This is a genomic window from Actinomyces graevenitzii C83, assembly GCF_000239695.1.
GTDB lineage: Bacteria > Actinomycetota > Actinomycetes > Actinomycetales > Actinomycetaceae > Actinomyces > Actinomyces graevenitzii.
The window spans coordinates 1,221,583-1,236,579 of the sequence record NZ_JH470338.1 but is presented as its reverse complement, the minus strand read 5'-3'; the positions used below and the strand labels follow the sequence as shown (position 1 = coordinate 1,236,579).

The window sequence follows — 14,997 nt, the reverse complement described above, 5'->3', positions numbered from 1 at the left end:
TTGTTGGCTGCTTTGGCCGCACAATCTAGTAAGAAATGAGAGCTTTAAACATGGCCTCCAGCTGCGCAGCGAGTGCAATTTCGGGTGCAACGGGTATGGGCGACGACGTCGCCGCTTCCGCTAGCTCTAGTGTTGCGGGCGGCTGCGGGCAGGGGGCTGCACCTAAAACGGCAGCTGCGGGCGCCGTTGTCGGCTGCGGGCAAGAAGCCACCAAGGCAGTAAGCGAGCCAGCTAGCGGCTGTGGACAAGAAGCTGCGGCTGCCGGCTGCGGGCAGGGCGACAGGCACCTACTAACCGAGTCGCAAATGCGGGCCTGGCGAGCCTTTTTAGGGGCCAGCACGCTAGTGTCGGCGCGCCTAAACCACGAGCTAGACGAGGCCGCCGCCATCTCCATGTACGAATATGAGATCCTGGTGCGCCTATTTGAAAGCGAAGCCGGGCGCGTACGCATGAGTCAACTGGCCGACCAAGTCTCCTACTCGCGCTCACGCCTAACCCACACGGTAGGGCGGCTAGAACGTGCCGGCTACGTATTGCGCTCCTCATGCCCCAATGACCGACGCGGCGTCTACGCCCACCTAACCAAGGCTGGCTACGAGTTTTTGGCTCAAACCGCGCCCATCCACCTTGACGGGGTGCGCCGCCACCTAATCGACCGTTTCACCCCCAGTGAGCTGGCCACACTAACTGAGCTGCTGGAGAAGATCACTACGGACGCAGACTTGGCACACTAAAGCGTGCTGAGCTGAAAAGCCTGACATAGAATTGGCGCCATGGTGCGCACAACAATTCACGTCATGCGTCATGGCGAGGTAGATAACCCCCAAGGCGTCCTCTATGGACGTATGCCCGGCTACCACCTGACCCCTCGCGGCCATGCCATGGCCCAGATGGTGGCAGATTACCTGGTAGAAACCGGCAAAGACATTACCGTGGTAACCACCTCGCCCCTAGAGCGGGCCGTGGAATCGGGTGCCCCCACCGCTGCCGCTTTTGGCGTTAAAGCCGGCACTGATGCGCGCCTAATTGAGGCCGAAAATCACTTTGAGGGTGTGGCCGTAAACCGTAACCGTTGGGTCCTAGCCCACCCCGAACACTGGGCTTACTACATCAACCCGCTGCGTCCCTCCTGGGGTGAGCCCTACACCCAGCTGGTGGCGCGTATGAGCGCCGCCGTGCGCAGCGCCCTGGTGCAGGCACGCGGCCATGAGGCGCTACTAGTTTCACACCAGCTACCGATCTGGTCGCTGAGCCTGTTCCTGCATGGGCGCCCTCTGGCCCACGATCCGCGCCGACGCCAATGCTCTTTAGCTTCCCTGACCTCTTTAACTTTTGAAGACAACACCCTGGTGGGCTTGGCCTACACCGAGCCGGCTAATGCGCTGCTGCATGAAGCTGAAGACATGGTGCCGGGCACCGGCGTGGCCGGGCTGAAAATTGGCGACGGCGACGGCGAGGGTCGTGCGTGAGCCAGTCGGCGCCTCAGCAGCCGCAAGATCAGGGGGCTACGACGCCGTCGCAGCCAGCTGGGGCGAGCGAGCCCAGTGGCTCAGCCACGCACGGTGAGGCAACTACGCACGGCAGCTCAGCCGGGCCCAGACACGGCGGGGCAGCTCCCGGCGAGTTAGTGCCAGCTGCTAGCCGCACCCTGCAGCCGCGCCCCCAACCCCAACGTCCCTGGACCGGCCAAGACTATGTTTGGTGGAATACCGCGCAGGTGCTCACCGCTGTGCGAGCAGGTTTTAAACCCAACCCGGTCTCTCCAGTAGTTGACCCGATTCGCCCCACTCACAGCGGCGAAGTAATTCTGGGTTCTTGCGACGGGGAAATCCTGGCTTTTAAACGCGGTGACAACAGCAACTATCAGCCTCTGCGCGGCTTCTTTTTAGCTGGCGGGGCTGCCGGGTTGGCGCTGATGGCGGCCTTCTTTGGGGGCCAGGCGGTAGTTAATTCTCGCCGCAAACGCCGCGCCGAGCGTGACGCGGTTGAAAAATGGCGCCACCTGGCCAACGCCCGCCTGAGCGTATCCACCCACGGCATCTACCTGGGCACGCCTGACGGCGTGATGTTCATCGGTTACCAGCAGATCCGCGAGTGCCAGGTAACTGGTGTGGGTGAAGTGATGCTGGCGGCCACCAATGAGCAGGGCAACGTGCGTTTGAAGCTGCGTGGGCAGTGGGCTGAGCTAGTGATGGTTATTTGGGCGGCTTTGTTTTTGCCTGAGCATCCCCAGTTGGTGGGCCGTAGCTGGCTGCCGGGGGATTGGTTGCTGCATGCGCGTGCCTATAACCGTGAGGTGGACACCAGTAACTGGCCCTAGTTCCAGTAACTGGATTTAGTTTTCGGGCTGCTCGCCTTCTTTTTCGCGGCTGTCCGGGGTGGTGTTGGAACTGCCGTCTTGGGTGCTGCCAGATTTGGGGCTGCTGCCGGGCTCCTTGGGTTTGCCGGGCTGCGAGCTGCTGCCCTGGGGGCCGCTAGTGGGCTCTGCGGGGTTCTTAGCTGACTGGCCTGCCTGTTCGCGGCCCGCCTGATTGGGGCTGGCCTGGGGGCGCTGGGAGCGGTTTTGTTGGAGCTGTTCGCGTTGACGACGGCGCTTTTCGGCTTGCACCTGCTCATCTAATTTACGCAGGAACTCAGGGTCGTCGTCGGGAGCAGCCGGAGCGGAAGCCTGACGTGACAGATGCAGCTCCACGCCTTTTTCCGCAGACCAAAGCCCGCCACTGAGCTGCCCGCCGCGTTTCTCAGCGGCGCTTACTCGGGAGGTAATGATCCAGGCCAGGGGGCCAAGCACAATGGTGGAGAACATTAAAATCAGCGTAATCCACAGGTGTTTAGGCATATGCGCAGGCATGTCCTCCTCGGGTGTGCGCACGCAGTCAATGAGGGCATACAACGCCAAGGCGATCACGAATACCATTAGGAAAAGCCGCATAAGTGCAGCTTAACCATATTTTTGTGACTTGGTAGTCATACCATTGAAAGCGTGAGCCTTTTTCGCATCCAGCGCACCCAAAGTGCAGCGCAAATTGAGGAGTTCGCCCAGCTGTTAGCTAGGCGCATGTCTGCGGACGCTTCCGACGTCGTCGGTAGGGGCGGACACCTACGTAAGCCGCAAACCTCCGCTCCAGGCCTGGTTAGCCGCAGTAGTTTGAGCGCTGAGGATGTGGCCCGCGCCCAGGCGCGTTCGCTGGCAAAACAGTATTTGCGCCCTAGCCGCGAAATTATTGTGCCGATCGCACCCCATGAAGACACGCGGGAGGTGGCCGCGAATTTGGCGCGGCGGATCCCGGCCCGGGCTAGTGGCCGCAGTGTGGGGGTGGATATGGTGCTGCGTACGTCTGGCTCAACTACCGGCACTGGCAAGCTGGTGGGGGTGTCGATGGATGCGCTGGTAGCGTCGGCACGGGCCACCCATAAACGCCTGGGTGGGCCGGGAATTTGGGTGCTGGCTTTGCCCGCCTATCACGCGGCTGGGGTGCAGGTTTTGGTGCGGGCGGCGGTGGCCGGCACGCACGTGTTTAACGCCTATAAGGAGGGTGGTTTTGACCCCCAGCATGTGGCGCAGGTTATCGACGCCGCCTGCGCAGCTGCTGCTGATTGCGACGCAGCTTCTTCCTTTGACGACGACGCCGTTAGTTCCTGCGCTGGTGGCGTTGGCGGGGAGGCTGAGGGGGCGCTCGCTGCTGACGACTCCGGCAGGGCTTGCCCGGTGTATACCTCGCTGGTGCCCACGCAGTTGCGCCGGGCTTTGGATGATGAGCAGCTGCGCGGTGCCTTGGCGCGGCTAGATGCGGTGCTGATTGGGGGAGCGGCAGCTGATGCACAGCTGTTGGAGCAGGCTAAAGCCGCTGGTATTAAGGTGGTTACCACCTATGGTATGAGCGAAACTTGTGGCGGGTGTGTCTATGACGGCCAGCCACTGCCTGGGGTGAGTATGGATGTGGATCAGGCCACCGGGGCAATTTGGTTGTCTGGGCCGATGCTGGCCACCGGTTACCTGGGTGATGAGGAGCTAACTAAGCGCTGCTTTGTTAGCCGCCCTCAGGCTGGCGAGGGAACACGCGACGCGGGTGAAACTGCGAGCGCGCCTGAAAGCACTGAGGCTGGTGCGACCAGACCGGGCGCTGAGGCCGGTGCGGGCGGGCCGGGTGCCGGCTCTGATGTGGGCGCCGGGGAGCCGGCCAGGCGCTGGTTTATTACTTCTGATAGGGGCCAGATTGTAGATGGGCGTCTACAGGTGCTTGGGCGTCTAGATGACGTCATTATTAGCGGCGGCATTAAGGTGGAACCCGGCCCGATTGAGGCCTTACTGGCCTTAAACCCGCTGGTGAGTGAATGCGCGGTGGTGGGTTTACCCGATTTGCAGTGGGGGCAGGTGGTTACCGCAGTGGTGGTGCCCGCTTCAATGCCGGGCCTGGGCCGGGTAGATGAAGGTGCTATTTTGGCCCAAATTCGTGTCTATCTGGAGCAAAAGCTTAGTGGCGCCCAATGCCCCAAGCAGGTGCTGCTAGCTGATGCGCTGCCCTATAAGGGCATCGGTAAAGTTGACCGGCGCGCCCTGGCTCAAAGCTTGGCGCGCCCATAACTAGCTAGAAACATAACTAAACCTGAAATAAACAGCTTGGGGGTGGAACAGCGTTCCACCCCCAAGCCTTGGTTTAGCTAGTTGTCTTCAGCCTCTGGGGCTCGCCTGCTATTTAGGGCAGCGAGTCGGGCTGCCAGTGCTGAGCCTAGCGGCGTCAGTTGTTCAGTTCGCGTTCGGCGCGCACCTGGCGGGTAGCGGCCACCAGGTTTTCCAGCGAAGCCTTGGTTTCGGCGTAGCCACGAGTCTTTAGCCCACAGTCGGGGTTAACCCACAGGCGAGAAACCGGTACGGCGTCGGCAGCTAGGCCGATTAGCTGCGCCAACTCTTCCTGGCTGGGCACGCGCGGGGCGTGAATGTCCCACACGCCAGGGCCAATGCCGTGGTCGAAACCAGCTTCAGCCAGCTCAGGTACAACCTCCATCTTGGAGCGGGCCGCCTCAATCGAGGTCACATCCGCATCCAGACCCTTGATAGCGTCAATGATCTGGCCAAACTCGGAGTAGCACAGGTGCGTGTGAATCTGGGTGTCCGGGCGCACGCAGGAGGTGGCTAGGCGGAAGGAACCCACCGACCAGTCCAGGTAGTCGGCGTGACGCTCAGCGTCCAGGGGCAGCAGCTCACGCAGAGCCGGCTCATCCACCTGGATGGCGCCAATGCCGGCAGCTTCCAGGTCGCTAACCTCGTCACGCAGCGCCAAACCAATCTGGTCAGCAATTTCGCCCAGGGGCAGGTCATTACGCGGGAAAGACCAAGCAATGATGGTTACCGGGCCGGTGAGCATACCCTTAACCGGCTTGTCGGTCAGTGACTGGGCGTAGCTGGACCAACCCACAGTCATGGCGGCCGGACGCGACACGTCACCCCACAGGATTGAGGGACGGGTGCAACGCGAACCATAAGACTGCACCCAGCCGTTACGGGTGGCGGCAAAACCATCAAGTAGCTCAGCGAAGTACTGCACCATGTCGTTACGCTCAGCCTCACCGTGCACCAGCACATCCAGGCCCAGCTCCTCCTGCAGCTTGATTACCGCAGCGATCTCTTCACGCATACGCTCCTGGTAGTCGGCGTCAGAAAGCTCGCCGCGCGCATTGGCGGCGCGAGCCTTACGGATCTCGGTGGTCTGCGGGAAAGAACCAATAGTGGTGGTGGGCAGCGGAGGCAGGTGCAGGCGCTGGGCCTGGGCAGCTTCACGCTCCAGGTAGGGCTCACGGGCGCGGTCGGCGTCGGTTAGGGCGGCGGTGCGGCTGCGGACCTCGGGGCGTACCACGCCGGGGGCAGCGGCGCGCTGTTCTAGGACGCGGGTCGCCTCGGCCACCTCGCCGTCAATGGCCTCCCAGCCCTCATCTAGGCCGCGTGCCAGGGTGACCACTTCCTGCACCTTCTGGTCGGCGAAAGCCAGCCAGGCGTGCAGGTTTTCGTTCAGCGTGGGGTCATCCCAGGTTTCCAGGGCGGTGTCGTGAGGCACGTGCTGGAGGGAGTTGGAGGTAGCCACAGCCACCTTGGTGGCGCCCAGGGCTTGGGCGGCGGTCAGGGTCTGGCGCAGAGCAGCCAGGTCAGCGCGCCAAATGTAGCGGCCATCCACAGCGCCAACCACCAGGGTCACCCCAGACAGGTCCGCGTCCTTAGGTAGGCTACCGCGCAGGGTGTCAACGTGGATAGCTTCCACCCCGGTCTTAGCTAGGGCACCTACAGCCTGGGAGGCGTCCCCGTAGGGGGTGGTCACCAGGATCTGGGGGCGGTTAGTGGCTTTAGCTAGGCGCTCATACACGCCCACAGCCAGCTTGGCCAGCTCAGCGCGGGGGTGAGAGAGGTTGTCGGAGGTCAGGGCCGGCTCATCTAGCTGCACCCAGGGGGCGCCAGCCTCATGCAGGGAAGCTAGGGCCTGCTCGTAGGCGGCCACAGCCTCGTCAAGGCGGGTTAGCGGGTCAAAGTCGGGGGTGGCCGGGTCGGCCTTAGCTAGTGCCAGGTAGGTCAGCGGGCCCACCAGCACCGGGCGGGTCACGTAGCCCCACTGACGGGCCTGCACGAACTTACGGGTGACGGCGTCGTCGGCAAAACGCAGCGGAGTGTCGGGGCCGATCTCGGGGACCAAGTAGTGGTAGTTAGTGTCAAACCACTTAGTCATCTCCTCGGGGCCAACCTTTTCGTCGCCACGGGCCAGGGCGAAGTAGAGGTCTAGGCCCTGCCGGCCGGCAAAACGCGGGGGGATAGCGCCCAGTAAAACGGTGGCGTCTAGCACCTGGTCGTAAAAGGAAGGTGCGTCAGCCAGGGAGGCGTCAGAGGCGTCCAAACCTAGCTCAACTAGACGAGCCAGGTTCTCCTGGCGTAGCTTACTGGCGGCTTCAAGCAGCTCAGTCTCGCTGCTGCGCCCGGCCCAGTAGGCCTCCAGGGCGCGCTTTAGCTGACGCTGACGGCCAATGCGCGGATAGGCCAAAATGGTGGCGGTGGGGAACTGCGTAGTTGCAGCAGACATGGGTGTTCTCCTTGATTTTCTTGGATTAGCGCGCACGAAAGTAGACGCACGCTAGTGGGTAGCTAATGGTTGATGGTTACGGATTGACGACGACGGCGCTGGTTTAGCGCGCAAGTAGCGGGGAGTGGTGCGCGGTAGGCTCCACACCCATTAGAGACAAAATGTCTAGTACCGGTTTGGCCTTGTTGAAGGTGTATAGGTGCACGCCGGGGGCGCCCGCCTCCAAAACCGAGTGGATCAGTTTGGAGCCGAAGGCGGCGCCGAAAGCGTCACGCTGTTCTTGGTGCTGGTAGCCGGCCAAAGTGGATAGCAGGTGTTCGGGCACCTCAATGCCGGTTAGGTCTTGGACGCGGCGCAGACGCGCCGGGTCGGTGGCTGGCAGGATACCGGGAACAATCGGGATGTGTACGCCGGCGCGGCGGGCGCGCTCCACGAAGGAGGCGTACACCTCTGCATTCCAAAACAGCTGGGTGATGGCGAAAGAAGCGCCGGCTGCCTGCTTAACTAGCAGCCGCTCCACCTCCTGGGTGGGGGTGGTACCAGCCGCCGGGTTGCCGGCCGGGAAGGCGGCCACCGCAATGGTTAGGGGCTTAAAAGCTGAGCGCAGCGCCTCACCGGGGTGGGCTTCGCAGCGGCGCTGTTCAACCGTGCGGATCAGGTGGATTAGCTCAGTGGCACTGGCGACGCCGTCAGGGCCGGGCTCCCAACTGGTTTCGCCTGCTGGGGGGTCACCACGCAGAGCTAGGAAGGTACGCACCCCAGAGTCTAGGTAGTCATAAACCGTGGAAACCACTTCAGCGGTGGAGTTACCCACGCAGGTCAGGTGGGCGATGGGCTGGATGGGGGTGTCTGCCACCAGGCGGTGCACGGTGGCGCGGGCGTTTGAGCGGTCCTTGCCACCAGCCCCGTAGGTGACAGACATGAAGTCGGGGCGCACTTGCAGCAGCTGATCCACTGTCTGCCAGAAGGGGGCCTCCAGGGAGGGTTTGCGCGGAGGCATAACCTCAAAGGAGAGCAAGGTGGGCTCATGGTCGTGGGTACAGGGGCAGGCGTAAATGTCGTTAGAGAAAGGCACTATAGAAACTTTCGTGTTTGTGACCGTGCCTTCGCATAAGTGCATTGCGCTGGTTGCGGCGCCTGGTAGCTGCACTGGAGTAGCTACAGATATGCCTGTAGTTATGGTGAGACTAATGAATATGGTTTAGTGCGAAGGAGTGGTCAGTGAATGGCGGACAACAGTGTCAGCTGCACATTCGAGCACGAATCGATCCACATACGCACATGCGCTGGGGGAATTCGAATTTGGTCCAAACACTCATAGTGGTTTGATGCTAACACATCTGAGCGGCTGTGCAATCACCAGTTTGTCTGGTGGACAAAATTGAGACTGCGCTGAGGGATGCAATGAAGGCCGCGCTGAGTGGGGCGCTGATTGCGCTAGGGGAGCGCTGAAGGACGAGCTGAGGGTGGGGCTGAAGGCTGCGCTGAGAACAGTGCTGAAGGCCGCGAAGGCTGCTCCTAAAGGAGGTGACAAAGCTCAAAAATGCCCTGATAGATTGCTAACTAAATACCTAGGTTTTATGGGGAAGGCTCCCCATCGCGCTAGGGTGAAGGCTAGACCTAGGGTGTTTGTTGCCCTGCTTGCGCCCTCAAAGCGCGCTGGCGGCAACATAAACCTACAAATCCCCGGCCCTACCAGGCTGAACAATGGCCAGCAGTGAGAGTCTCGCGAGCTCTGGCTGCCAGCTCCAAAATTTTCAGTGAGGTTAAAAATTGAAGCTGCCCAAGTTGGTGCGCTCCAAGCGCCAAGGCGCCGATAGCTCTGCCCATACACGTTTACGTGCAGGCATGGGAGCCCGAATTAAACTTCGCAACCTAATCGGTGCGGCCACCGCCGTAGCTACTGCCTCCGTGGTGGCCCTGGCAGTAGCCCACCCGGGCATTGTTTCCAAAGAAGTAAACCTCAACGACGGCGGCGTGTGGGTAACTAACCAGGACATGCGCCTGGTTGGGCACCTGTCTTACCAAGCCCAAGCCCTAGACGGGCGCGTACGCACCGACTCCACTAACTTTGATGTACGCCAAAACGGCGCCACAGTGTTTGTAGCTAACACTGATGGCGGCTCTTTTACTCGCGTAGACCCTGCCCGCGTGGCCCTGAAAGAATCCATTAAATTCGCTGGCGCTGACAAAATCCAGATGGGCGGCTCACGTATCGGCTATGCGGATGCTAAAACCGGCAAAGTGTGGCTAGCTGACGCCGCTCAGGCCGCCAGTTTCAACCCCGCCACCGCCTCCCCGGTGGTGACCGACATGCCCGGCGCGGTGCTAAGTATCGGTAGCGACGGCGTCGCCCACGTAGTAAGCCTAAAAGCCGGCAAAATTAAGACCCTCACCCCCGCAGGTGAGCAGTTAGACGTAAGCGAAACTAAACTGCCCAAACTCGCCAACAACGCCAAATTGCAGGTCAGTGCGGTAGGCAAGCAGGCAGTGGTGCTAGATACCAAAAACAACACGCTGGTACTGCCCAGCGGGGAGGCCGTCCACCTAAACGGCACCGACCTGCAGCTACAAGAAGCTGGCCCGGAAGCTAAAGACGTGCTGGTGGGCGCGCGCGGGGCGCTGCTGCGAGTAAACCTGGATGACAAAAAAGTCACCACCGTTAAAGCCAAAACCGCCCAGGGTTCCCCCTCGCGCCCGGTGCTACACCGAGGCTGTGTATATGCGGCCTGGAGTGGGCAAGGTAGCTTCCTGCGTGACTGCCCCGGCACCAAAAATGACCTGGCCCGTAAAGTTTCCACATTGAACCAGGCCAGCCAGGCAGTGTTTCGCACCAACCGCGACGTGATCGTACTCAACGACGTCAAAACCGGTGGGCTGTGGCTGCCTGATAAGGACATGGTTGAGGTAAAGGGCTGGGAAGAGGTCAAATCCAAGCTGGAAAACGAGGACGAGGAAGACGACTCCAACCAGCGCGACCAAAACGCCCCCAAAGAACACAAGGACGAAAACCACCCGCCCAAAGCCAATAACGACGAGTACGGCGTGCGCGCAGGCGGTACCGCTTACCTACCGGTAATCAACAACGACACTGATGAAGACGCCGACGTGCTCACCGCTGCCCCGCTCAGCCAGCCCAGCTGGGGGAATGTGGCCCCGGTGCGTGACGGCGCCGCCCTGCAGGTGCGGGTAGATGCCGGCGCTACCGGCTCTAGCACCTTCAACTATGACCTCAGTGACGGGCGTGCCAACGCCCAAGCCAGCGTGCAGCTAACCGTGCACCCTGACTCGGTTAATGAAGCTCCCAAGCAAACTAACCGCTCTGTGCTCACCCTGGCCACCGGGGCGCAGGGCCAAATCAACGTCTCTAACGACTGGCTAGACCCAGATGGGGACCAGATCTACATCAAGAGCGTGCAGGCGCCGTCGACCATGAACGTCAATTGGCGCGCTGACGGCACTATCACCATTAAAGACACCGGCACTTCCCCCGGCGATGTAAGCCTGAAAGTTATCTTCTCTGACGGGCGCGCCGATGGCGAAGGTAGCCTGAACGTGACCGTTAAAGCCCCGGGCAACCTCGATCCCATCACCAACGGTGACCACCTGGTCACTCCGGTGGGTGTTTCCGCGCAGCTAACCCCCATGGATAACGACTCTGACCCCAACGGTGGCACCCTGCGCCTAACCCAGGTATCTGATGCCCCTGCCGGCTTGTCAGTAACCAGTGACCTGCCCACCGGGGTGCTTACCTTCACGCCCAGTCTGGAAGGCACCTACTACCTGAACTATCAGGTTTCTAACGGCCCCAAGACCGCCTCGGGCTTTATTAGGGTTGACGCCATTAAGAGCGCAGAAAAATCTGTGCCAATTGTGCAAGACGACGTCACTTCCCTGCCTGAGGGTGGCTCGGCTTTGGTAGCCGCCTTGGATAACGACACCGACCCCACCGGGGGCGTGTTGTCAGTCCAGTCAGTTAAAACCCCTGACGGCTCCCCGCTGGTGGCGGCAGTTTTGGAACACCGGATCGTGAAAATCACGGCGCCCAGCGGCCTAAGTGAGCCGGCCAGCTTGACCTACACCGCCGTCAACCAGTCTGGCGCCACCCAGGGCACTATCCGGGTTGTGCCCACCCCGGCAGCTGACATGACTAAACCCCCGCAGCTAAACGACGACAACCTGGTGGTGCGCGTTGGTGACGTGGGTAGCATCTCGGTGCTAAACAATGACCGCTCCCCGGGCGGGCTTAAGCTCACCGTGCAGCCTGATCTGCAAAGCTCAGTGTCAGCCAACCTGGGTAAAGCTTTCGTCTCTGACAATGTGGTGCGTTTCCGTGCCGCTAACCAGCCTGGCTCCGGCAAGCTCATTTACACGGTGCGCGACGCCTCCGGGAACGTAGCTAGTGCCGCCGTGAACTTGACGGTGGTGGGCTCTGATCCTGAAAACGACACCGCCCCCCACCCGCAAGATGTGCAGGCACGCGCCGTGGCGGGGGAGAAGGTAACTATTCCTATCCCGCTGCAGGGCATTGACGCTGAAGGTGACTCGGTGAGCTTGACGGGCCTGGCAACCTCACCCACTTTGGGTAGCGCTGAAGTTAGCGGCACATACCTGACCTACACCGCCGCCAACGGCGCGGCCGGCACGGACGTGTTTAGCTACACCGTCACCGACCGCCTAGGGCGCAGCGCTAACGGCCAGGTCAAGGTGGGGGTAAGCGCCGTAGCTGGCACTAACCAGCAGCCGGTGGCTATCTCTGACTCGGTGCGGGTGCGTCCAGGCGTGAAAGTATCGGTCCCGGTGCTGTCTAACGACCTTGACCCCGATGGGGATCCACTTTCACTAGTGGCAGACGATGTACGCAGCAGCGACGACTCAATTGAGGTCAGCGCTGAGCATTCACGGGTAGTGTTCAAGGCCCCTGAAAAAGCCGGTACCTATTCACTGCAATACGGGGTCAGCGACGGCCACTCTGAGCCGGTAATTGGCTTGGTCACCGTGGTGGTTTCGCCCGACGCCGCCCTGGTTGCGCCTATTGCGCGCGACGACGAGGTCAGTGTTGAGCAGGTTCGCGCCGCCCAGGGCACCGTGAAGGTGTCTGTGCTTGATAATGATGAAGACCCCGACGGCGATATTGAATCTGACCGCGTCACCAGCTCTGACCCGGGCGTGAAAGTTTCGGGTAAAGACCTGCTAATTGAGCCGGCCACGCAGGGGCGTTACGTGCTCTACACGGTTACCGACAAGGACTCCCTGTCTGCTTCAGCTGTGGTGTGGGTGCCTGGCAACCAGGTAACTAACCCTGAGCTGAATGTGTCTAAGACTCCTATCCATGTTAAAGCCGGCACTAAAACCGCTATCGCACTAAAGAATTATGTGCGTGTACGTAGCGGTCGCAGCGTAAGTGTGCCGAAAGATGGGCAGGCTAGCGCCTCCGCCGGTTGGGATGGCTCAACACTAGTTAAAGACTCTGCCACCTTGGAGTTTGGGGCTAAAGCTGACTATTCCGGGCCCTCCTCAATCACGGTTACGGTAACTGACGGCAGCGACGATAAAGCCCTGTCTGCCACGCTCACGATCCCGCTGATTGTGGATCCGGGCGCTGCTAACCGTCCCCCGCAGGTGCGCCCCACCGCCATTGAGGTGGCCGTGGGTGGTCAAAGCGTCAGCGCGGATATGAGCAGCTGGGTTAGCGACCCCGACGGCGACGACCCCGCCTCCATGACCTACACGGTTTCGGGGGCCGCCAATGGTATCCAAGCCAGCGTTGATGGTCACACCCTCAAGGTGCAGACCGGCACGGGGGCTAAGCGCGGCAACAGCGCTAACTTGGCGTTGACTGTGCGCGACGCCAAGGGAGCCAGCACTAAAGCGGTAATTCCGGTTAGTGTCACCGGCGCTAAAGAGCCGCTGGTGCAGCTAAGCCAAGCTCAGGTGAGCGTGGATGCAGGTAAATCCACCACGGTTGACGTGGCCAACTACGCCACTAACCCCTTTACTGACACCCCGATCCACCTGGTGGGCTCGCCTAGCTCCAGCGATGGTATTAGCGTGCGCGCCTCGGGCACGTCCCTAACCATTAGCGCTCGGGAAGGCCTGCACGGCACCTACAACATCTCCTACCGGGTGGGCGATAAAACTAACGACGCCGACCGTGAAGTTACGGGCACCATTGCGGTGAGTGTACGCGGCTTGCCTGACGCCCCCAGCGGGGTTAGGGCCACCGCTAACGGCTCCGACGCAGTGACAGTTTCCTTCACCGCCGGGGCTTCTAACGGCGCCGACATCAATAACTTCACCGTCCACGACACAGTGCAGGGCGACCTGCTTGACTGTGGCGTGGTCACCAGCTGCATTATGCCCGGCCGCACCCCGGGAATTACCCACTCCTTCTATGTGGTGGCCCGTAACGCGGTGGGTCAGTCCCCGCGTTCTAATACTGCCAGTGTGCAAGTCAGTGTGGTGCCGACGGCGCCCGGAGCCCCCGTTGGTAAGGCTGGTGACGGCAGCGCTAGTTTCACGTGGAACAGGTCTAACTCGCCCGGCTCGCGTATCACCGGTTACGTAATTACGCTCTCCCCAGGTGGGCTCAGCCAGAACGTAACCGAACCTAAGGCTACCTTCACGGGCCTAACCAACGGCACGGCCTATACGGCCACTGTGCGCGCGGTTAATGCTCAAGGTGCCAGTCAGGAATCAGCTGCTAGCCAGCCGGTGACTCCCTATGGCAAGCCTGGCCCGCCCACTAATTTGACGGCAGTTAAACAGGGCCAGGGTTCAGATGGCACCACCAGGGTGCTGGTGTCGTGGAACCCGCCAGCCAACACTGGTGGGCTGCCGATTACCCACTACCTCCTTTCTTACACCGATAGCCCTACGGCCTCTAGTGCCATAGTGATTTATGGGTTAAGTAAGCCCTATGAAATTGATACAAGCGTAGACAGGACCGTGAAGTTCTCAGTTAGGGCGGTAACTCGCGGCGGCACGTCTGAGGAAGTCTCATACACTATGAAGCTGGAGGGTAAAGTATCTGCTCCTTCAGTGTCTGCAGCCCCCAAGGCTACTGGCGCTGATAACGCGGTAGACTTCACGGCTACCAGCGGTGACAAAAATTCCCAGAACCTGGAATGGTCAACCGATCAGAACACCTGGCAGTCGGTAGCCAATAAAACAGGTAACGGCTTAACTAACGGTAAAGAATCCACTATTTATGTGCGCGCCTGTAACTCTTCAGGTAAGTGCTCTGAAGGAGTAGTGGCCGGTAAGGTGACGCCTTTTGGCGCCCCAATCTCGCCCACTTTGGCCTGCACTCGCCCTGAGGGCACTAAGGTCAGCTGCCAAGTTGGCCCCGCTAACGGCAATGGGCGCACCGCCACCAGCTCGGCTTACATCAGCACTGGTGCTGCCTACACCAATAAGCAGGAGCCGCCGGCAGGCGGCGGCACTGTGGAATTCCAAAACGGGGTTGAAGCAGGTAAAGAAGTAAAAATCTGCACCAGTTCCAAGCAGGTAACCAGCGAGGCCGGCACCCGCGAATCTGAACCGCGCTGCCAAAGCCTAGCGGCGCCGTCGGCGGCAGAACCCAAGCCAGCCAACAACTACCAGGGCTTTGTGGACCGCTCCCAGGTAGTAAACGGCAGCTGCGGCAGCACCAGCCCCAACTGCTACCGCTACGGCGTCAAGCTGTGGGACTGGAAGGACGGCACCACCACCAAGTGCACCATTACCTGGGCAGGTAAAACCTACTCGATTAACGCTGATGCCGGTAAAGAAGAAAAACGCTACACCTCATTTGTAGGCGGAGCGACTCTATATGTCGCCACCAGCATTACCCCGGCGGAAGAAAAAGAAGATAACGCCGCTTTGCAATGCGAGTCAGGTACACACCAATAAACCAGCTTTGCAGCCATAAAGCTGCGTCGTCGTTATAAGCGTC

The 14,997-nt window shown here is 60.7% G+C and carries 8 protein-coding genes; 5 read left to right on the top strand and 3 right to left on the bottom strand.

The annotated features are described in order from the left end of the window. Window positions 1–35: 35 nt before the first annotated feature. From HMPREF0045_RS09630 to HMPREF0045_RS05285, 3 genes are read left to right on the top strand one after another with little or no spacing between them, the layout of a single operon-like run. Window positions 36–734, top strand: a complete 699-nt coding sequence (locus tag HMPREF0045_RS09630; RefSeq protein ID WP_231196681.1) for a MarR family winged helix-turn-helix transcriptional regulator — start codon at window positions 36–38, stop codon at window positions 732–734. Between the two features lie 39 nt (window positions 735–773). Then, a complete protein-coding gene (locus HMPREF0045_RS05290; protein WP_005986228.1) occupies window positions 774–1,469 on the top strand; it encodes a histidine phosphatase family protein in 696 nt (231 codons plus the stop codon). Beyond that, the gene (locus HMPREF0045_RS05285) at window positions 1,466–2,320 is read left to right on the top strand and encodes a hypothetical protein (RefSeq protein WP_005986225.1); all 855 of its coding nucleotides are present in this window, start codon (window positions 1,466–1,468) and stop codon (window positions 2,318–2,320) included. The genes HMPREF0045_RS05290 and HMPREF0045_RS05285 overlap by 4 nt, the downstream gene beginning before the upstream one ends. A gap of 15 nt (window positions 2,321–2,335) precedes the next feature. Here HMPREF0045_RS05285 and HMPREF0045_RS05280 read toward each other — a convergent pair whose 3' ends face one another. Beyond that, on the bottom strand, window positions 2,336–2,932 hold the full coding sequence (locus HMPREF0045_RS05280) for a PLDc N-terminal domain-containing protein (RefSeq protein WP_005986224.1): 597 nt from the start codon (window positions 2,930–2,932) through the stop codon (window positions 2,336–2,338). 51 nt (window positions 2,933–2,983) lie between these two features. On the opposite strand from HMPREF0045_RS05280, the gene HMPREF0045_RS05275 reads away from it, so the two are divergent. Next, on the top strand, window positions 2,984–4,585 hold the full coding sequence (locus tag HMPREF0045_RS05275; RefSeq protein WP_005986222.1) for an AMP-binding protein: 1,602 nt from the start codon (window positions 2,984–2,986) through the stop codon (window positions 4,583–4,585). Window positions 4,586–4,739: 154 nt separating this feature from the next. On the opposite strand, the gene metE is transcribed toward HMPREF0045_RS05275, so the two are convergent. Continuing rightward, complete coding sequence (metE, locus tag HMPREF0045_RS05270; protein WP_005986220.1) at window positions 4,740–7,061, bottom strand: 5-methyltetrahydropteroyltriglutamate--homocysteine S-methyltransferase; 2,322 nt, start codon at window positions 7,059–7,061, stop codon at window positions 4,740–4,742. A gap of 103 nt (window positions 7,062–7,164) precedes the next feature. Then, window positions 7,165–8,136 (bottom strand): methylenetetrahydrofolate reductase, encoded by a 972-nt coding sequence (locus HMPREF0045_RS05265; RefSeq protein ID WP_040315726.1) that lies wholly within the window; start codon window positions 8,134–8,136, stop codon window positions 7,165–7,167. A 698-nt stretch (window positions 8,137–8,834) separates the two neighbouring features. On the opposite strand from HMPREF0045_RS05265, the gene HMPREF0045_RS05255 reads away from it, so the two are divergent. Continuing rightward, window positions 8,835–14,954 carry an Ig-like domain-containing protein gene (locus HMPREF0045_RS05255; protein ID WP_005986216.1) on the top strand — a complete coding sequence of 2,040 codons (6,120 nt, stop codon included), beginning with the start codon at window positions 8,835–8,837 and terminating at the stop codon, window positions 14,952–14,954. Window positions 14,955–14,997 lie beyond the last annotated feature (43 nt).

Coding starts and splice junctions, on each gene's coding strand:
- HMPREF0045_RS05290 (WP_005986228.1), top strand. CDS start 774: ATGGTGCGCACAACAATTCACGTCATGCGTCATGGCGAGGTAGATAAC.
- HMPREF0045_RS05280 (WP_005986224.1), bottom strand. CDS start 2,932: ATGCGGCTTTTCCTAATGGTATTCGTGATCGCCTTGGCGTTGTATGCC.
- metE (WP_005986220.1), bottom strand. CDS start 7,061: ATGTCTGCTGCAACTACGCAGTTCCCCACCGCCACCATTTTGGCCTAT.
- HMPREF0045_RS09630 (WP_231196681.1), top strand. CDS start 36: ATGAGAGCTTTAAACATGGCCTCCAGCTGCGCAGCGAGTGCAATTTCG.